This is a genomic window from Verrucosispora sp. NA02020, assembly GCF_013364215.1.
Classification (GTDB): Bacteria; Actinomycetota; Actinomycetes; order Mycobacteriales; family Micromonosporaceae; genus Micromonospora.
In genome coordinates this window covers 2,790,029-2,810,297 of sequence record NZ_CP054923.1, presented here as the reverse complement: position 1 = coordinate 2,810,297, position 20,269 = coordinate 2,790,029, and the positions used below count along the sequence as shown (strand labels likewise).

The 20,269-nt window shown below is 71.1% G+C and carries 9 protein-coding genes; 8 read left to right on the top strand and 1 reads right to left on the bottom strand.

From position 1 onward, the window contains the following. Positions 1 to 43: 43 nt before the first annotated feature. The 8 genes from HUT12_RS12290 (at position 44) to HUT12_RS12255 (ending at position 12,357) form a co-directional block, all read left to right on the top strand. Entirely contained in the window at positions 44 to 1,588 is a 1,545-nt protein-coding gene (locus HUT12_RS12290; RefSeq protein ID WP_176093441.1) for an NAD(P)-binding domain-containing protein, read from the top strand. After that, positions 1,578 to 3,008 carry a class I adenylate-forming enzyme family protein gene (locus HUT12_RS12285; RefSeq protein ID WP_176093440.1) on the top strand — a complete coding sequence of 477 codons (1,431 nt, stop codon included), beginning with the start codon at positions 1,578 to 1,580 and terminating at the stop codon, positions 3,006 to 3,008. The genes HUT12_RS12290 and HUT12_RS12285 overlap by 11 nt, the downstream gene beginning before the upstream one ends. 84 nt (positions 3,009 to 3,092) lie before the next feature. After that, positions 3,093 to 3,671, top strand: a complete 579-nt coding sequence (locus tag HUT12_RS12280; protein WP_176093439.1) for a hypothetical protein — start codon at positions 3,093 to 3,095, stop codon at positions 3,669 to 3,671. A 59-nt stretch (positions 3,672 to 3,730) separates the two neighbouring features. Next, entirely contained in the window at positions 3,731 to 4,660 is a 930-nt protein-coding gene (locus HUT12_RS12275; RefSeq protein ID WP_131051509.1) for an ABC transporter ATP-binding protein, read from the top strand. Further along, complete coding sequence (locus HUT12_RS12270) at positions 4,657 to 5,379, top strand: ABC transporter ATP-binding protein (RefSeq protein ID WP_176093438.1); 723 nt, start codon at positions 4,657 to 4,659, stop codon at positions 5,377 to 5,379. The genes HUT12_RS12275 and HUT12_RS12270 overlap by 4 nt, the downstream gene beginning before the upstream one ends. Positions 5,380 to 5,386: 7 nt before the next feature. Beyond that, positions 5,387 to 8,545: an FtsX-like permease family protein gene (locus HUT12_RS12265; RefSeq protein WP_176093437.1), complete on the top strand. Its 3,159-nt coding sequence runs from the start codon at positions 5,387 to 5,389 to the stop codon at positions 8,543 to 8,545. Further along, positions 8,542 to 11,286 carry an ABC transporter permease gene (locus HUT12_RS12260; protein ID WP_176093436.1) on the top strand — a complete coding sequence of 915 codons (2,745 nt, stop codon included), beginning with the start codon at positions 8,542 to 8,544 and terminating at the stop codon, positions 11,284 to 11,286. The genes HUT12_RS12265 and HUT12_RS12260 overlap by 4 nt, the downstream gene beginning before the upstream one ends. A 177-nt stretch (positions 11,287 to 11,463) precedes the next feature. Further along, positions 11,464 to 12,357: a hypothetical protein gene (locus HUT12_RS12255; RefSeq protein WP_131053370.1), complete on the top strand. Its 894-nt coding sequence runs from the start codon at positions 11,464 to 11,466 to the stop codon at positions 12,355 to 12,357. Positions 12,358 to 12,436: 79 nt separating this feature from the next. On the opposite strand, the gene HUT12_RS12250 is transcribed toward HUT12_RS12255, so the two are convergent. Next, complete coding sequence (locus tag HUT12_RS12250; protein ID WP_176093435.1) at positions 12,437 to 20,146, bottom strand: hypothetical protein; 7,710 nt, start codon at positions 20,144 to 20,146, stop codon at positions 12,437 to 12,439. Between the last annotated feature and the right edge of the window lie 123 nt (positions 20,147 to 20,269).

The window sequence follows — 20,269 nt, the reverse complement described above, 5'->3', positions numbered from 1 at the left end:
GAATCTCAGAACGCTCTGAGATCAGCTCGTTACGTTGCGCTGCATGCCGCTCGATTACCTGATCATCGGAGCCGGACCGGCTGGACTCCAGCTCGCCGCCCTGTTGCAGCGCGACGGTCGTGACTATCTGGTGCTGGAAGCCGGTCCCACACCGGGCACCTTCTTCACCACCTATCCCCGGCACCGGCAACTCATCTCGATCAACAAGATCTGGACCGGTTCCGAGGATCCGGAGTTCAACCTGCGGGCGGACTGGAACTCGCTGCTCACCGACGATCCGGCGCTGCTGTTCAAGAACTACAGCCGGCGCTACTTCCCCCACGCGGACGACCTGCTGCGGTACCTCGCCGACTTCGCCCACGGCCTACAGGTCAGATACGACACCCGGGTCACCCGGGTCGCACGGGACGGCGACGTGTTCACCGTCTGCACCGGCGAGGACACCCTGACCGCCCACCGTGTCGTGGTCGCCACCGGGGTCTCCCAGCTCTACGTCCCGCCGATCGAGGGCATCGCACTCGCCGAGCGGTACGACACCGTCAGCGTCGACCCGGACGACTTCACCAACCAGCGTGTGCTCATCATCGGCAAGGGCAACTCGGCCTTCGAGACCGCCGACGCGCTCGTCGAGACCGCCGCGGTCATCCACGTCGCCGGCCCGCACTCGATCAAACTGGCGTGGCAGTCCCACTACGTCGGGCACCTGCGCGCGGTGAACAACAACTTCCTCGACACCTACCAGCTCAAGTCACAGAACGCGGTGCTCGACGGCACCGTCGAACGGATCACCCGACGCGACGACGGCGGCTACCGCATCGACTTCCGCTACGCCCGCACCGTCGAGTCGACCCGGCACCTCGACTACGACCGGATCATCCTCTGCACCGGGTTCCGATTCGACGCGAGCATCTTCGACCCCTCCGCCCGACCGCGACTCGTGCACAACGACCGCTTCCCCGAGCAGAACTCCGCCTACGAGTCGGTGAACGTCCCGGGCCTGCACTTCGCCGGCACCCTCACCCAACAACGCGACTTCAAACGCTCCACCAGCGGATTCATCCACGGCTTCCGGTACGGCGTGCGCGCCCTGCACCGCATCCTGACCGTCCGCCACCACGACTCACCCTGGCCGTCCACACCACTGGAGAACACTCCGGAGGCGATCGCCGACGCCCTCATCACCCGCCTCAACCGCACCTCGGCACTGTGGCAGCAGTTCGCCGTCCTCGGCGACGTCGTCACCGTCTCCGGTGACACCGCGCGCTACCACGAGGAGGTACCGGTCGACTACCTGCACGACGGCGGCCTGGGACCCGCACCGTTCGCCGTCGTGGCCACGTTGGAGTACGGACCGGACCACGACCAGGTCGACCCCTTCGACATCACGATCCCCCGCATCGCCGAGAACGACGCCGAACACGCCCACGACGCCAGCTACCTGCATCCGGTCATCCGGGTGCACCGCGGCGGGCGGCTCGTCGCCGAGCACCACCTCGCCGAGAACCTCGAGAACCACTGGGACCTTCCCGCCGTGCACCACCAGCCACTCGTGCTCTTCCTCAAAGGCGTGCTGTCCGATGCCGACTGAGATCTGGCCACAGCCCGTGCTGGACCTGCTCGCCACCGGCGGCGACCGACCGGTCTTCCGCGACGGCGACCGGACGGTCACCGCCGCGCAGATGTCCGGACTGGTCCGCCGGATCGCCGCCGGACTACGCGCCGCCGGAGCCGGGCCCGGTGTCGGAGTGGCCCTGCAACTCGGGGTCACCGCCGAGGCGTTCGCGACGATCATCGCGGCCTTCGCCGTCGGCGCCCGGGTCTCCGGCATCCGTCCCGACCTGCCCTCGGCGCAGCTCACCCACCAACTCGACGACAACCCCCTGCACGTCACCGACGCGCACGTCACCGACCTGGCGGCCACCCCCGACCCCGGGACCACGCTGGTCGCGGCCGGACGCCTGGACGACATCGCCCGGATCACCTGGACCAGCGGCAGCACCGGCACCCCGAAGGGCTGCGCCCAGACCTACGCGGCGATGAGTGCGGCCTGGGCCCCGTACCCGGACCGCTGGCCCCCGGCGGTCGCCGACCTCGCCCCCCGCCTCCAGCGCTATCTCGTCTTCGGCTCGCTGAGCAGCCAGGTGATGCTGGAGTACGCCGTTCTCGCCCTGACCGCAGGTGGCACCCTGATCGCCGACCGGTCCCCCGGCTTCCCGGGGATGATCAGCCGGAACCGGGCGACCGCCAGCGTGATCACCGTCGGTAAACTGCACCAACTCGTCCAGGACCACCGCACCGCACCCACCGACCTGAGCAGCCTGCAGGCGCTGCTGGTCTCCGGCTCCCCCCTCGCGCCGGGTCGGCTCGCCGAAGCACTCGACGTCCTCGGCCCCGTGATCTTCCACGGTTACGGCCAGACCGAGACCGGCATGATCACCATGGTGACGCCGGCCGAGATGCTGGCCTCCCCGACCGTGCTCGCCTCGGTCGGCCGAGCACCCTCGGTGACCGAGCTGTCCATCCGTGACGCCGACGGCCGCCCCGCCACCGAGGGTGAACTCTTCGTGCGGACACCGGCGCAGGCCACCGCCTACCAGGGCGACCCCGTCGAGACCGCCGAGGTCTTCGTCGACGGTTGGGTCCGCACCCGTGACCTTGCCCGCCTGGACAGCGACGGCTACCTGCACCTGCTCGGCCGGATCCGGGACGTCATCATCGTGCACGCCACCCTCGTGTACGCCGGGCCGATCGAACGGGTCCTCGCCGCCGACCCCACCGTGGCCGAGGCCTACGTCGTCGGCCGACCCGACGACCTCACCGGGGAGGCGGTGCACGCCTACGTGGTGCCGGCCGACGGCCACACACCCGACGCGGCACGACTGCGTGCCCTGGTGGCGGAGACCCTCGGAGGGGCGTCGGCGCCGCAGACGATCCAGTCGATCGAGCGGGTGCCGGTGGGGCCGAGCGGTAAGCCGGACAAGCGCACCCTGGCACGCATGACCTGTTAGCAGCACTACGATGCCCCGCATGAGGTGGGATCGCGGCAGTGGCGGGGCCGGCCGGCCGTGTCCCGGTCGAGACGGGCTGACCTGATGAGCCCCGGTGGCACCGACGTGAGCCTGGTGGAGCTGGTGGCGGGTTTCCTCGTCGCGATCACGCTCATCACGGTGATCACGATCGTCCTGCGCCGCCGCAGTGGCCGCCAGGACCTGCTGGGCACCCAGGTACGCGAGATGCAGACGCGGGCGGCGGCGTCCCCGGACGCGGACACCCGCCTGCGGGACGCGGCCACCCGGATCGCCGACGCCCGCATGCGCGAGGCGGCCTCCCGTGATCCCGTCCCTGCTGAAGCCCCTTCTGACGCGCCGACGTCCGACGTGTCCGACGCGGATGCGGCGGCACCCGGCGTGGGTTACCCGGATGCCACGGCGCAAGAGCGATCAGCTCAGGACGCCACTGCTCCGCCGGCCGGGTGGCCGTCGGCACCCGGCGGGAAGAACGACGCGATGGCCGACACGTTCGCCTGGCTCCGGATCGCGGCACTGGTGGAGGCCGGGCAGCGCGAACAGGCGATCGAGCTGCTCAGCACCACGATGGCCATCTCGACAGACGAGGCGGAGATCCTCGTCGACGGCCTGAACGACACGGGCCGCGAGCAGCGCCCCGACTGACCGCCGGTGGCGCAGACATAGGCTGGCTCGGCGTCGGCACCACCCGGACGGAGGAAGCAATGTCCCGCACACCGCTGTCCCTGCCGCAGCCACCCGCGCGGGCACCCGAGTTCGGTCGGGACGCGCTCATCGTGTGCGAGAACCTGGTGCGGATCTACCAGACCGGTGCGATCGAGGTGCAGGCACTGCAGGGACTGGACCTGACCGTGGACAGCGGGGAACTGGTCGCCGTCGTCGGTGCATCCGGGTCGGGCAAGTCGACGCTGCTGTCCATCCTGGCCGGCATCGACGCCCCGACCGCCGGACGGGTCCGGGTCGACCGGTGGAACCTGCTGGGAATGTCCCGCACCGACCGGGTGCACTACCGGCGGCACACCGTCGGGTTCGTCCGGCAGCAGACCGCCAGCAACCTGATCCCGTACCTGACCGCACGGGAGATGGTGGACCTGCCGATGACGGCGGCCCGCACCGCGAAGGCCGAGCGCCGGGACCGCGCGGCCGAGCTGCTGGACAGCCTCGGTGTCGCCGACTGCGCCGATCGGCGCCCCGGTCAACTCTCCGGCGGACAGCAGATGCGGGTCGCGATCGCGGTGGCGCTGGCCAACCGACCACGGGTGCTGCTCGCCGACGAGCCGACCGGCGAACTGGACGCCGCCACGTCGGCGGAGGTCTTCGGCGTACTGCGGGACGTCAACCGGCGCTACGGCGTCACCGTTGTCGTGGTGACCCACGACCCGCAGGTCAGCGGTCAGGTCGAACGGACCGTCGCGATCCGGGACGGGCGCACCAGCAGCGAGGTGCTGCGCCGCACCACCACCGACGCGGTGGGCGACACGCACATGGTCGCCGAGGAGTACGCCGTGATGGACCGCGCCGGGCGGGTCCAGGTGCCCCGCGACTTCCGCCAGGCGCTGGCGCTGACCCGACGGGTCCGGCTGGCCCTGGAACCCGACCACATCACGATCCGGCCCTCGGGAGACGGCGAATGAACAGTGAGCCGCTGTTGCGCGTGCGCGACGTGCACCGGCGCTTCCGCACCGGGCCGAGCGTCGTGCACGCCCTGCGTGGTGTGTCGTTCGACGTGGCTCCCGGTGCCATGGTGGCACTCGTCGGCCGGTCCGGGTCAGGCAAGACCACCCTGCTCAACACCATCGGCGGCCTGGATCGCCCGGACTCCGGCACCGTGCACGTCGACGGCACCGACGTCACCGCGCTCGACGAGGACGGTCTGTCCCGGCTGCGGCGCGAGAAGGTGTCGTACATCTTCCAGAGTTTCGGATTGATCCCGGTGCTCTCGGCCGCGGAGAACGTCGCCGCCCCGCTGCGGCTGGCCCGCATGGCCCCGACCGAGCGCGAGCGGCGGGTCGCGTTGCTGCTGGATCTGGTCGGTCTGGCCGACCACGCCCGGCAGCGACCGGCCGAGCTCTCCGGCGGCCAGCAGCAGCGGGTGGCGATCGCCCGCGCGCTGGCCGCCTCGCCCCGGCTCCTGGTCGCCGACGAACCCACCGGGCAACTGGACGCGGAGACCGGCCTGTCGGTGATGGCCCTGCTGCGTGGGGTGGTCGAGTCCGAGGGCGTCACCGCCCTGGTGTCCACCCACGATCCGGTGATGATGGCGTTGGCCGACCGGGTGATCCGGATCCACGACGGGCAGCTCCACGACGAGACGGCCGGACGGCCGGACGAGCCCGTGCCAGGCGCGGAGTGACGCGCCGATGCTGAGGCTGGTCAGCCGGCGTGCCCGCGCGCAGTGGCCGTTGCTGGCGGCTCTGATCGGGGTGGTCACGGTCGGCGCGACCCTGCTGGGCACCTGCACCCTGCTGAACACCCGCACCGCCGAGCGGGCGCTGGAGGTCGCCATGGGTCGCGCCGCTCCCGCCGACGTCGACGTGACCGTCTACACCGGCAGCGTCGAAGGTCCGGACGCGCGGTCCGTCGCCGCCGACACCCGCACCGTGCTGGCCGCCGCGCTCGCCCCGTTCCCGGTGACCACCACCGCGCGGGCCTCGACCGTGCTGCGGGCGTTGCCGCCCGGGCTCGCCGCGGGCACCACCGTGCCGGCCCAGGCGTACCTGTCGGGGCTCGACGACCTGCCGACCCGAGCCGAGCTGATCGCCGGAGGCTGGCCGCGCGAGCGTGGGGACGCGGTGGTGCTGGAGTCCACCGCCCGGTTGCTCGGCCTCACCCCCGGCGACCGGGTACGCCTCGGCGCCGAGCTGGCCCACGATCCCGTCCCGGCCGTCGACGTGACCGTCGTCGGTGTGGTGCGCCCGATGCCGGGTCGCGGCTGGGACCGCGACCCGTTGGCCGCGGCAGGCGTCGCCACCGGCCACCAGGACGGCCGTTTCCGGCAGCCGGTCAACGCCTACGGACCGTTCCTCGTCGACCTCACCGACCTGCTCACCACCGGCGCCACCGTCGACCGGATGGAGGTCACGGCCCATCCGGACCTGTCCCAGGTCACCCGCCGCGACCTGGAGACGGTGGCCGGGGCCGTCCGTAACGCCGACAGTCTGTTGGCCGGGACCCTCGGCGAGCGCGTCCGGCTCGCTCGGGTCGCCTCCGACCTGCCGCTGACCCTGCGTACCGCCGACGAGCAACGGCACGCCACCGCCACTCTCGTGCTCGCCATCGCCGTCCTCGGCGGTGTCCTGACCGCGACGGCACTCGTCCTCGCCGGCCGGCTGACCGCCGGCATACGGGCCGACGAGACCGCCCTGCGGACCGCCCTCGGCACCAGCCGCCGTCAACTCGCCGCCACCGCGACACTCGACGCCGGGTTCGTCGCCGCCGTCGCCGCCGCGCTCGCGATCCCGGCGTCGTCGGCCCTGCACGCCGGCCTGACCCACCTGTCTCCCCTGGCCGACGCCGGCCTGGGCGCCCGGCCGGGCATCACCGGTGCGCAGGTCCTCGCCGTCGCCGGCGGTGCGCTGGCGCTCGCCGCTGTCCTGACCGTCCTGGCGATCCGGCCGGGCCCGGCACCCGGCGACCGACGCACCCGCCGCGAACTGCTGGCCCGCTCCGGCGCCGACCTGATGCTCGCGGCTCTCGCCGCCACCGCGTGGTGGCAGCTGTACGCGCAGCCCACCATCGCCAGCCCTCGCGCCGACACGGTCCGGGTGCTCGCACCGGCGCTGCTGCTCGCCACCGGTGCCGCCCTGGCGCTGCGGGTGGTACTGCCCGCCCTGCGTGGCGCCGACCGGCTGGCGTACCGCGCGCGTGGGCTGGCCGTGGTGCTGGCGGTCGCCGAAGCCGCCCGCCGGCCCCAGGCGGTCGCCGCCGGTCTCCTCGTCGGGCTGGCCTGCGCGGCGGCGACCTTCGGCCTCGCCTTCGACACCACGTGGCACCAGTCGCAGCGTGACCAGGCGGCGCTCTCCGTCGGCACCGACCTGGCGTTGTCCCTCAGCGCGACGCCGTTGTCCGGAGACGGCGTGGACGTCGCCGCGGCTACCTCGGGGGCGGTGAGTCCCGTTCTCCGCCGGGGTACCGCCGTCGGTCAGTGGCTCGGCACCGCCGGCGACGCGCCGCGCCTGGTCGCTGTCGACACCACCCGCGCCGACACGCTGCTCCGCGGACGACTCGACCACGACCGCACCTGGACCGATGTCGGTGCGCGACTCGCCCCACCGACCCGCACCACCGGTCTCCCGCTCGCCGCCGGTGCGCCTCTGCTGCTCAGCGGCACCGCGACCGGCGACACTCCACTCGCCGTGACCCCCCAGCTGCTGCTGCAGGACGCCGCCGGTCTACGCCTGTCCTGCACCGGTCCCGCCGTGCCGCTCGACGGCCGGGAGCACCGGCTGCCCGCGTGCGCGACCGCCGACGGACTGCACCTGGTCGCGGTGTCCCTGCCGATCACGGCCGACCTCGATGCCGCCGTCGGCAGCCGCGTCGCCGTCGCCGTCACCCTCACCGTGCCGCCCAGCGGATCGGCTGACGCAGCGGGGTGGACCGCCACGTCCGCGCCGCCGATCCCGACCAGGCTGCGCGACCCCACCGTCGAACTCGCCGCCACGCCGACGCAGACCGCGCTGCGGATGGCGGCAACCGTCGACCTGGGTGGCGCGGACGGCGCCCGCACCCTCGTCGCCACCGCCTTCCCCGACCCCGGCCCGGTGCCCGTCGCCGTCTCCGCCCGCTTCGCCGACGCGGTCGGCGGCATCGGCACCACGCTCAGCGTCACGGTCGGCACCACGCCCGTCCCGATCGTCGTCACCGAGGTCGTGCCGACCGTACCGTCGGCCCCCGGTGCCGTCGCCGTCCTGGCCGACCTGGACATGCTGTCGCGCGCCCGCGCCGTCACCGGCGACCTGACGTTCCCGGTCGACGCCTGGTGGGTCGGCCACCCCACCGGTCCCGACATCGCCGAGCGGGCCACCGCTCTGCACCTGGGCACCGTCACGACTCTCGAGGCGGAGACCGCCCGTCTCACCGGCGGCCCGTTGCACGCCGCGCTGCCCGCCGTACTGCGGCTTCTCGTCGCGGCCTCGGCCCTGCTGCTGCTCGCCGGCGTCGTCCTGCACGTGACCTGCGATCTGCAGGCCCGCGCCGTGGAGGTGGCGCGGCTGCGCGGCCTGGGGATGACCCGGCGCGGCATCCGGGCCGTGCTCCTCGGTCAGCACACCGTCATCCTGCTGCCCCTGCTCGCGGCGGGCGCGGCCGTCGGCGCGCTCGCCACCGGCCTCGTCGCTCCCCTGCTGGTCCGCTCCGACACCGGCGCCGCGCCCATCCCGGCCGTCCAGCCGCACTGGCCGTGGCCGGCCGAGGCTGCGCTGCTCGCCGTCCTGCTGGCCGCCTGCCTGCTCGCGGTCGCCGCGGTGGTCACCGTCCAGGTCCGCCGGGCCGACGCCGCGCACCTGCGGGTGGCACCGTGACGCGGCGGCCGGCGCCGCACTGGCCCAGCGTCCGCGGCCGGGGCCGGGCCGACGCCGGGGCGTTGCTGCTCACCGCCGCCGTCATCACGGCCGTCGCGCTGCTCGCCGGGGCCGTACCGGCGCTGCTCCGTGCCGCCGCCGACGACGCCGTCCAGCACACGGTCCGCCGCGCGGGCACCGACGCGAACGTTCTCGTGCACGCCGATTGGGAACGCGACGACGGGCCGACCGGCGGCCGGTTCCGGATGTCCCGCCTCGCCGAGGACGTCGAGGACTTCCGCGAACGGGCGGCCTTCGCGCTCGGACCCGACCTGGACGCCGCATTGTTGCCGCCCATCGCCGTGGTCAACACCCCGGTCCTCACCATCACCGGCGGCAACCTGCCGCGTACCTTCCAGCTCACCTACCTGGCCGATGACCTCGGCGGCCCGGACGTGACCTGGATCGCCGGCAGCGCACCCGGCCCCACGGTCCCCGAGCGGTCCGTCGAGGTCCCCTATAACGGACCGCCCTGGCCGGTGCAGGTCGGCCTCTCCGAGGCCGACGCCGCCGCCCTCCGCCTGGGCCCCGGCGATCGCCTCGCGGTCCAGGACGGCCAGGGCAACGGCAAGGACGTCCGGATCAGCGGGATCTATCGACCCGCCGACAGCGCCGACCCTGCCTGGCGACTCGCCCCGGCGCTGCTGCGTCCCGTGCCCGGTGCCGACGGGGTGGGCACCACCCGGTTCGCCGGTCTGCTGTCACGCGAGTCGCTGCCGGACGCCCGGCTCGCCTTCGACCAGGACCAACTGCGGCGCACCGTCCACTTCGCCCCCGAACCCGGCGCGTTGACCTGGGGTGCCACCGCGACGCTCGCCGGCCAGGTGGTCAAGCTCAAGGCAGCCTCCGGCTCGTCGGCGGTCCGCGACGACTCCCTGAAGTGGGAATCGTCGCTCGACAGCGTCCTACGCGACTCCCGTACCCAGATCAGCGCCGCGTCCGTGCAGGCCGCTGTCCTGCTCGCCGGAGTGCTGACCGCCACGGTACTGGTCCTGCTGCTCGCCGCCGACCTGCTGGTCCGTCGCCGCACTCCGGCACTGGCCGCGGCTCGGCAGCGCGGTGCGGCGCTCCCCGACCTCGGTGTGGAACTGGTCGTCGAGTCCACGATGGTGGCGCTGTCGGCCGCCGCCGTCGGGCTCGTACTCGCCCGCGCGGCCGCACCGGGCGTCTCCTGGACCTGGGCCGTCCCCGTGGTCCTGGCCGGTGCCGTGGCCGGGCCGACGTTCGGGATCCTCGCTGCGGCCCGCGCCAGCCGCGACCGGCGCCAACCGGCCAATCCGGCCGCGCGGCGGTGGATCCTGGCCACCGGCCGGCTGCGTCGTGCCGCGGTGGAGGCGACTCTGCTGATCGCGGCGCTCGCCGCCGTCGTGACGCTGCACCAGCGCGGGCTCCTGCCCGTCGCCTCCGACGACGATGCCGGCGAGCTGACCGGCGACCTGGTCCTCCCGATCAGTGCCGTCGCGCTGGGCGCGCTCGCCGGCGCGCTCGTCGTGCTGCGGCTGCTGCCCGTCGGAGCGCGGTTCGCGCTGCGCCAGTCCCTGCGCTCACGCCGTCCGCTGGCCGTGTTCGGCGCCGCGCGGGCAGCCACCACGGCCGCACGGGCGCTGCCGCTGCTGGTGCTGATCAGTGCCACGGCGCTCGCGTCGTTCGCGCTCGTCGTCGGCGCCACCATCACCCGGGGTCTGACCGACGGCGCGTGGAGCACCGTCGGTGCCGACGCCCGTCTCGACGTCGGTGCCGACGCCGCGAGCGCGACGCCCGCACTCGCCGAGCGCATCGCTGCCGCACCCGGGGTCGAGCAGGTCGTCGTCGCGCAGGTGACCGACTCGGCGCGCGTCTTCACCGAGTCGACGCCGCTCACCCCACGCCTGGTCGTCGTGGACGCCGCCGCGTTCGCGCGCCTGCTGGCCACCACCCCGCTGCCCGACGCGCCTGCGCTGGCGCGGCTCGCGACACCCGGCCCCGGCTCCGCGGACGTCCCCGCGCTGGTCCGATCGGGCGGCGGCGACGTGCCGACGGGCACCCGGCTGCAGCTGTCACGGGACGGCGGCCCGGCGATCCGTCTCACCTCGGTCGGTACCGCTCCCTCCGTCGGCGGCGCCGGCGACGTCGTCATCGTGGACGCCACGGCCCTCGCCGAGGCGGGGCTGCCCGCCGTTCCGAACACCGTCTGGGTGACCGGCTCCGGTGCGGCGCAGGCCGTGTCGGCAACCGGCGTCGCCGCCGATGTCGTCCTGCGCACGGACGTGCAGCGGGTGCAACGAGCGGCTCCGCTGACCGCAGGGACACTCCGACTGGCGTGGACGGCCGCGATCGTGGTGTTGGCGCTGGGACTGCTCGGCCTCACCCTCGCCGCCGCCGCGGGTGCCTCGGAACGGTGGCAGACCCTGAGTCGGCTGCGGACCCTCGGCCTGCGGCCCCGCGACGCCCGCTGGGTCGCCGCCGGAGAACTGTTGCCGCCGGTCGTGGTCGCCGCGGTGTGCGGCCCGCTGCTCGGGGCCCTGCTCGCGCACCTGACGCTCGGCCCGCTCGAACTGCGGCTGCTCACCGGTCAGGCCGCCGATCCGGCGACGGTTCTGCCGTGGTGGCTGCTCGGCCTGTTCGGTGCGACGTTGGTGGCGACGGCCGCCGCAGTCGTACCTGTCGAGGCGGCGCTGCGGCGACGCGACCGGCTGAGCGAGGTCCTCCGCGCCGGCGAGTGACCGGCATCCTGGTCGACCGTGGTGCCGTGGTTCATCGTCGCGTGGTGAAACACGAACCCACCCCATTGAACGATAGACTTCGATATTTACCGCAAGTAACATCACCTTCACCCACGGTGTGGCGACGGGTGCGACACCGGCCTCGCGGCACACCACAGCCGGATGCGGAGGTCGGAGATGCAGGACGAACAGCACCGTCGTCGGTCGGTGAGTCGCCGGGACGTGATGCGGGGCGCGGCCGTGCTCGGCGGTGCCGCCGCAACGGTCGGGTTGGCCGCACCGGGCAGCGCGACGGCGGCTCCCGGCCCCGCAGCGGTGCAGCCGGCACGGGCCAGCCTGGCCGGGCTCGACGACTGGCTGGGCTCCCTGGTGCAGGTGGCGAGCGTGGCGGCGAACGTCCTGCCGATGCTCGTGCTGGCGCAGCGGGGGCAGACCTCCGACCCGTACCAGACCGGTGGCGTGCAGTTCGAGGTGATCAACATTGATGGTGAACCGAACCTGTACGCGCACAACGTCTCCGGTGACGACGTGGGACTCTCCTACACGTTGACCCAGTCGGAACCGGCGACGAACACCAGCGTGTACCAGCCGCTGCCCAAGGGTGGCGCGTACAAGTGCGAGCCCGATCTGCACGCATTCACCGACGGCCAGGTCTTCGTGGCCCCCAACCCGGCTTCCACCGGGTTCACCGGTGGGCTGGCCCGCACGCTGAGTTTCGCGGTACGCGGCCTGACGATCGGGGCCGTGGTGCAGGTCGTCGGTGGCGTCAAGCTCTCGGTGACCAAGGATCCCGCGACCGGATCGTTCACCGCGGTCATCGAGGCCACCGGCACCCCGAAGACGCTGCGGGCCCAGGTCGAGGCGACCGGCCCGGACGGCAACGTGGTCCGCGCGGTGTGGGACGCCGCCAGCTCACCGAACCGGCCCAACAACGACACCATCAACCTTCCGCTCCCGGCCGGGGTCAACCTCGACCCGGTGGTGCAACTGCTCCAGCTCTACGTGGACCTCGACGCGCCGGGACTGGACGCGGTCACCGCCGACCGCCGCAGCCGGGTGGTCTATCTCTGATCGATACGCTGCGCCGACCCTCGTCCCGCCACGGGGGCTCGGTCGCTCAGGAACGGGCAGACGGTACGGCGCAGGCGCCTCAACAACTGGCGAGCGTCTCGGTCAGCACCTCCAACAGTTGCCCATGTGCCGGCGCCGGACCGTCGATCCACCCAGGAATACCGATCACCGAGACCAGGTCACGCAACTCGTCCATCCGGGGAATCCAGTACATCCGGTGTTCCGGGTTCGCCTCGCAGCAGGCCACATCCTCCAACGCCTTCCCCCAGGCACCCACGGGCCATGGCTTGGCGGCCTGCTCCACAGCCTGCTCCACGGTCATTCCCAGCGCCGTGGTCACCGCACCGAACACGGTCGCGTTCCACCTGCCGTCATCGACTCGCCCCCGCTGCTCACCGAGCACCCCCGCAGCGAGAAGCCCTGCCCGATCACGAGCTCGCGGGTCCAGATACATCAACCGCAGCAACCGGTCATCCCAGGGCTTACGGTGCGACGGATCGGGCTTCGGCTCCAGATAGTCAAGAGCGAAGGTCACCGACAGCGGCCCCCGCACCCCGTCGAACGGCTCCACCACGGACGGTCCCGGAGCGCGATACCGGGAGTCAGCCGGATCGACCGCGCGACCGTTCTCCCCCACCAGGTCAAGAATGGTCTTGAAGACCGGCAGCAACCGGTTGGCCGGATCCTGTTCACTCAACTGCACCAACTCCTGCCGGATCTGCGGATGCAGCAGATCGCCGGTGTTCTCCCGGAGGAAACTCTCCGCCGCCGGCCAGTCGGGCTGCGCCAACCACTGCGTCAGCACCTCGGAATCGGCACGCTGCACCGCATTCGGCGACACCTCACCGGCGACTGCGAACGAGGCCATGCTGAACGCCCGGGCCGACCAGTGCACCACACCATCCGGACCGACAACCTGCCACCTCGCATCGGGACCCGCACCATCCGGACCGATCACCGGCAACCCGTAACGACCGACCACCGTCGTCACCTCGGAGACCAGCCCCGTCGCCACCACCAGCGGCTGCTGTCGACGGCGGCCGAACTGCAACAACACCATGCCGAGGGCAGACAGCACCGCACTGCGTGGCCCCAGGCCCTCGCCCGCATCGACCACCACCACCGGACGCGCAGACGACTGCGCCGCCACCACCACCGCCGAAGCCTGCGACCACTCCCGCCACCGAGCCATCTCACCCACCACCACCACACCCCGGTCATCGGCTACCCCACGGCGACCACGGCCGACCGACACCTCGGCGACAGCGGCACTCTCGTGAGTGGCTGCCACCGACTGAGCGCTCATGGGCGGGCCGAGCGAGACTGGCTCCTCACGAGGATTTGCTCGGCCGCCGTCGTGCTCAGGCCAGTCGTCGGAGACCATCAGGTAGTTGGGATCACGCCACCCATCCACCACCACCGGGCCTACGGCAGCCGGGACAAGAGCCGGATAGGGGTACGTGACCATCGCCTTCCGACCATCACGCCACCGCACCCATACCGTGGTCGCGTCGAACCGATACGCCACCACGGCCCGCGGCGATCTGCCACCGATCCGCTGCCCGAAATACACCATGAGCTTGTCGACTGACATCTGACCCGCGGCACTGATCGTGCCGAGCCGGGCCGGCGTCGCCTGCTCGCCCGGCTCCTGCGGCCAGCCCTCCACCACCACGGGCCTCCGTTCCGCCGGATCGAAGACCGGGTACGGGTACGTGACGGTGGCCTTCCGACCATCGGGCCACCGCACCCACACCGTCGTCGCGTCCACCGTGTAGTCGACCGTGGCATCGGGATAGCGCTCCCCGATACGCACGAACCGGTTGTTCGCCTTCAGAGTCCTCTGCTTCAGGGCGGCGCGGACGAACCGCGCCGACGGGTCCGGTTGGCGTGACCAGCCGTCCGCCACCACCGGACCGGCAGCAGCAGGATCGAATACCGGGAACGGAAAGGAAACCATGATCTCCGTGCCACCACCCGGTGAACGCGCCCACACCGTCGTCGCGTCGTATCGGTACTCGACCTCGCCCCCGGCCGCGAAGTGTGCGCCCAGCGACACGTGGCGGCCGTCGAGACGCAGCTGGCCGCCGCTGTCCGGCTTACCGGACCGAGTTGCCGCCGCCAGGTCATCCGGCTGCTGCGGCCAGCCCTGCACCAGGGTCGGCGTGGCACCACTCGTGCCGAAAGTCGGGGTCGGGTAAACGACGATGGCCTCGTTGCCATCCGGCAGCCGTACCCATACCGTCTTGTCGTCAGTCCAGTACTCGACGGTGCCGCTTCCGTGCCTCGGCCCCAACTGCACGACGCGACCCTGGATGATCAATTTTCCGTTGCGGAGATCGCCGGTGGACGCTGTCTCCTCGGGAGGCGGCCAGCTCACCCAATTCACCGCCGGCCGGACGGCCGCGTTCAGCGGCTCGTCCAGATCCATCAGAACGGGCAGCGATGTTGCCGGACCATCGTCCTCTTCGGGCGAGAGGTCCGAGTCCATCAGATAGTTGGGATCACGCCAACCATCCACCAGCACCGGGCCCGCAGCAGCGGGATCGAGCACCGGGTGCGGGAACGTGACCATGGCCCTCCGACCATCACGCCACCGCACCCACACCGTCGTCGCATCGAATCGCAAGCCGACCAGGCCCTCGGTCGACGTCCCATCGATTGTCTCTCCCAGCGCAATCGTGCGCCCGTCCACAGACAGATGACCGCCGTGCGTCACGGTGACGCGCCGGGCCGTCGCTGCCCCTGGGCCCGGTTCCCGCGGCCAGCCCTGCACCACCACCGGCTCCGCACCCGGCGGATAGAAGACCGGGTACGGAAAAGTGGCCATCGCCTGTTTGCCACCCGGCAGAGTCAGCCACACCGTCGTCGCGTCGAACGCGTACAGAACCTGAGCATCGGGGTACTTGTCGGCCCCGAACTTGACCCGCCGGTCGTTGACCCACAGTTCTCCTCGTGACAGCTTGCCGGTGCCCCACTCCGTCGTCGCGTCCGGCTGTCGTGGCCAGCCGTCCTCCACCGAAGGTCCGGCAGCAGCCGGGATGAGAGCCGAGTACGGATAGGTGGCCATGGCCCTTTCGCCACTCGGCAGAGCGAACCACACCGTGGTCGCGTCATACCGGTACTCCACCTCGGTACGACGGTATCTACCCACAGACACCTTGCGGCCGTCGATAACAAGTCGACCCGCACTGTTCGTCATGCCGCGCCGAGCCGCCGTCGCCTGCGTACTCGGCCCCCGTAGCCAACCATGGACGAACGTCGATCTAGCGCCGGGCGGGCCGAACACCGATTGCGGGTAGACGACCATGACTCGATCACCGTCAGGCAGAAGCACCCACACGGTGGTGTCGTCGGTCCAGTACTCGACCCAGACGTTGGCGTACCTCGACCTCGTCGACACCTCACGGCCCATCACCATCAGGGTCCCGGACGAGAGCCTGCCGGCGGACGCCGTCTCCTTCGGCGGCTGCCACCGCTCCTCACTCAGCTGACTCGGCCCGCCAACATCGCTTTCCGCGCCGCCCACACCCACCGCCGGCGCTGCCGGGGCATCCACCATCGATAGATCGGCCAGATTCACCACGGACATGGGGGCCGGGTCCATCGTGCCGCCCGGAACTGTGGCACCTGCGTGACTCGATCTCAGCCGCACGTCGCGGCCCATGACCGGCAAGTTCCGGTTGCGGATCTTGCCGGTGGATGGTGCGCTCTGCGGCGGCTGCCACGGATCCTCCGTCAGTTGACTCGGCTCGCCATCGCTGGCTTCCGCGTCGCTCACACTCGCCGCGGGTGTTGCGGGGGCATCCGCCAACGACGTGTCGGCCGGATCCACCACCACTGACACAGCATCGTCATCAGCCGTTCCGTCCAGGTCCATCGGGCCGGACAGTGACTCCTTCTCACTGTCGTGCCACATGTCCGCCCGGAACTCCTCGTCCTGGCGAATTACATCGAGCGAGACCGGATCCTCACCCTGATCCACCGGGCCACCGTCCCAGTCGGCAGAGACCATCAGGTAGTTGGGATCACGCCAACCATCCACCACCACCGGACCCGCAGCAGCCGGGGCAGCAGCCGGATAGGGGAAAGTGACCATGGCTTTCCGGCCGTCACGCCACCGCACCCACACCGTCGTCTCGTCAAACCGGTACGCGACCGGTCCCTGAGTCGATGTCCCACCGATCTTCTTCCCGAAGTACAGGAGGAGCCGGTCGACTGAGATCTGGCCGAAGGCACTGACTGTGCCGAGTCGGGCCATCGCCGCCTGCGCGCTCGGTTCCCGTGACCAGCCCTCCTCCACCTCCGGCTTACGGTCAGCCGGGTCGAAGACGGGATACGGATAGGTGACCATGACTTTCCTGCGATTGGCTAAACGCACCCATACGGTCCTCGCGTCGTACGCGTAGTCGAGCGGGCTGTCGGGGTACTTCCTCCCCAGTTGCACGACACGGTTGTTGACACGTACCTGTCCCTGCACCAGATTGCTGCTTCTGAACTCCGCCATCGCGTTCGGCTGCTGCGGCCAGCCCTCCACCATCAGCGGTCCCGCGGCCGCCGGGTCGAAGATCGGATACCGATAGGTGACCATGACTTCCCGGCCGTCCTGCGAACGCACCCACACCGTCGTCGCGTCATACCGGTACTCGACCTTGGTTTTGGCCTCAAGGTGACCGGCCAGCAGCACGACGCGGCCGTCGACAGCGAGTCGCTTCTGCCTGTCCAGAGTGCCGGGACGAGCCGCCGACGCGAGCCCACTCGGCTGCCGCTCCCAGCTTCCGATCACCGTCGATCGATCGTAACCGGAGCCAAAGACGGGATTCGGAAAGACGACCATGGCCTTTCTGCCATCCGGCAGAAGGACCCACAGCCTCGTATCGTCAGCCCAGTACGTGACCTCGGTATCGCCGTACTTGGTTGGCAGCCGCACCGAGCGACCCTTCACGGTCATCGTGCCGCTATGGAGCATTGCGGAGGACGCTGCCTCCTGCGGAGGCATCCAGCCATCGCTCCTCAGCCGACTCGGCTCGCCACCGCCCACCACCACGCCGGTGGATCCCGGCACCGGCACCACCGTCGCCTGCAGTGATCCGTCCAGCTCCATCGGACCGCCGCCCGGCTCGGGCCAGTTGTCAGAGACCATCAGGTAGTTGGGATCGCGCCAACCATCCACCACCACCCGACCCGCTGCCGACGGACCGAAGACCGGATGCGGGTAGGTGACCATGGCCTTCCGGCCATCACGCCACCGCACCCACACCGTCGTCTCGTCAAACCGGTACGCGACCTGGCTTTTGATAGGGCTCCCGTCGTGTGTCGGCCACAACGGAACCTCCCGCCCGTCGACATCCAGACCGTTGTCACCGGCGGTCCCGAGCCGGGCCATTGCCGCCTTCCCGCTCGGTTCCCGCGGCCAACCCTCCTCCACCACGGGACTGGCACCAGCCGGGTAGAAGGCCGGGTATGGATACGTGACCATGATTTGCTGTCCACTCGGCAAGATCAGCCACACCGTCGTCGCGTCATACGTGTACCGGAGATCGGCATCGGCGTGAACGTCGGACCCGAGAACCACTCGTCGGTGGTTCACCCAGAGTCGACTCCCCGACATCTTGCCGCTGTGCCACGTGGCCGTTTCGCCCGGTTCGCGTGACCAGCCGGCCTCCGTCACCGGCCCGGCCGCCGCCGGGTCGAAGACCGGATGTGAGTGGGTAGCCATGATCTTTCTGCCATCAGGCAACAGCAGCCACACCGTCGTCGCGTCGTACCGGTACTCGACCTCAGTCCCGCCGAGGCCGTTCAGCGTTATCCGGCGACCGTCTACAGAGAGCCGACTCTTACTATCCGGAATGCCTCGCCGAGCGGCCGTCGCCTCCACGCCGGGCACCCGCCGCCAGCCCTCGACTATTCTCGTTCTGGTGCCACGCAGACCAAAGACCGGGTGCGGGTAGACGACCATGACCCGACCGCCATCAGGCAGCTGAACCCACACCCTCGTGTCGTCGGTCCAGTACCCGACCGTGGTGCTACGGCTCACCGGCCTCAGCTTCACGAGGCGGCCCATCACCGCCAGTTTCCCGGTGGTGGAGAGCGTGCCGACAAACGCCGCTCTCTGCGGGGGCTGCCAGTGCTTGTCCGAGTCGAGGACCGGCGGAGGGACCGGATCGACCACCGGCAGAAGGGCCGGATCCACCGTCGCGTCCACGTCCATCGGTACTGGCAGCGAGGCCCGGTCGCCGACCCACATACCCTCCCAGAATTCGTCGTCCTGGCGAAAGTCGTCGCCCGGCATCCCGCTGCCCCCACGCAGCCGGGCCCGCCATTCACCGTCGACCAGGCGAAAGTCCCCGGTCCGCTCGTTGGTCTCCGGATGCAGGCCGTGGACGCCCGTCCCATCGACAAGCACCGGCACATCGAGCCAACCCGGGTCACCGCCTCCTGACTGCCGCACCCTGATTTGGCTGACCAGACCTGTCGGGGTCATCTCAACCCCGAAGTCAGCCGCGATCCTGGTGAGCTCGGTGATGCGGGCGCGCAGCCGGGCGATCTCCGCCTGCAGGGTTCGCTCCCGCCCGGTCAGGCCGGCAGCCCCAACCGAGGCTGCCACACTCCCCGCGTCCCTGACCGCTCCGGTTGTCACCATCTCAGAGCGCAGCTTCGTCAGTTCACCCGAGCGTTCGATCAACATCCGACGCAACTCGGCGAGACGAGGTCGCACCACGTCGGAGACCTGACCGGACGCCGGAGCGGATCGGGCCCGCGCGACGATCGATTCTGTCGCCCTGGCCGGTCGAAGGCGCCCGCCAGCGCTGTCCAGCAGCACCGCCGTAAGGCCGCCGCGCAGCGCGGTCAACCGTCGGTCGTCGATCGATCCGATGAGGGTTCCCGCACCCTGCGACTCCAGGGCCCCGATCCACCGCACCTCCGCGCCGTCCCCGAGCAGCCACGCCACCGTCGGCGCCCCACCGGGCTGCCGCAACCACGCCAGGGCGACCGAACCCGGGTTGTCTCGCAGGGCGTCGAGCAACACGGTGGCGTCCACCGCCTCCGGAGCCTCACCGACCACCTCCGGCAACTTCGAGACGGCGACCGGCAGCACCCGCCGCACCAGCTCCGCCGCCTGCGTCTCAGTGCCGGCCCACGCGAGGTGGACAGCGGCAGCCAGGGACCCTGGCGGAATCGCTACCCGCAAGCCCTGCTGAATCCCCGCCAGGTCGGCCAACACCCCGTCCAGCCGCCGCCGACCCGGTTCTTCGCCCGCCACGACACGCGCGTACGCCGCCTGCACCACCGCCCGTCCCGCGACCTGCGACCACGGCAACACGCGTACCGCGTCGGCGTCCGGCCACGACGACTCCCGACCATCCACGCCGACCGGAACGAGCCGAGGCAAACGGGCGCTACCCACCGGCACCTGCACCTGTATCCGGTACAGATCGGCCAGGCCGCCCAGTGCCTCCGGGTCATCCGGCAGCGGGCGTGGTCCCGTCGTCCAACGATCGATGTCCCATGGGACCAGCACCATCTCATCGGCAAAGGGCTGCCCGCGCAGATGGTCCAACCCCACCGCCGAACGCGGCGACTCCTCGATGAGATGTACCAGCATGCCCTCGGCTGGTGGTGGCGTGGCAATCGACACGGCCAACGCGGTCGAGTGGCGTTCCTGGGTCATCGCTCCGGTCAACACGAACCGGCCAGGAACGGCCATGATCTCTTTGCAGACGTTTCCGCCGCGCACCAGGTACCTCGCCTCATCGCCGTCATCACCGAAGCGACGTGACGCCGGCACGCCTCCCCACCGGCCAACATGACATCCCTCGGCCGGACCGCCGAAAGTCCCCATTCGGGCCGCCGGGTCGTCCCCGGCATCGCCGGAATCTATGTCGACAAGGGACACACATCCCTGATGGGC

Excerpts from the sequence above, each read along its gene's own strand:
- HUT12_RS12275 (WP_131051509.1), top strand. The coding sequence starts at position 3,731 with ATGTCCCGCACACCGCTGTCCCTGCCGCAGCCACCCGCGCGGGCACCC.
- HUT12_RS12280 (WP_176093439.1), top strand. The coding sequence starts at position 3,093 with ATGAGCCCCGGTGGCACCGACGTGAGCCTGGTGGAGCTGGTGGCGGGT.
- HUT12_RS12285 (WP_176093440.1), top strand. The coding sequence starts at position 1,578 with ATGCCGACTGAGATCTGGCCACAGCCCGTGCTGGACCTGCTCGCCACC.
- HUT12_RS12270 (WP_176093438.1), top strand. The coding sequence starts at position 4,657 with ATGAACAGTGAGCCGCTGTTGCGCGTGCGCGACGTGCACCGGCGCTTC.
- HUT12_RS12290 (WP_176093441.1), top strand. The coding sequence starts at position 44 with ATGCCGCTCGATTACCTGATCATCGGAGCCGGACCGGCTGGACTCCAG.
- HUT12_RS12255 (WP_131053370.1), top strand. The coding sequence starts at position 11,464 with ATGCAGGACGAACAGCACCGTCGTCGGTCGGTGAGTCGCCGGGACGTG.
- HUT12_RS12265 (WP_176093437.1), top strand. The coding sequence starts at position 5,387 with ATGCTGAGGCTGGTCAGCCGGCGTGCCCGCGCGCAGTGGCCGTTGCTG.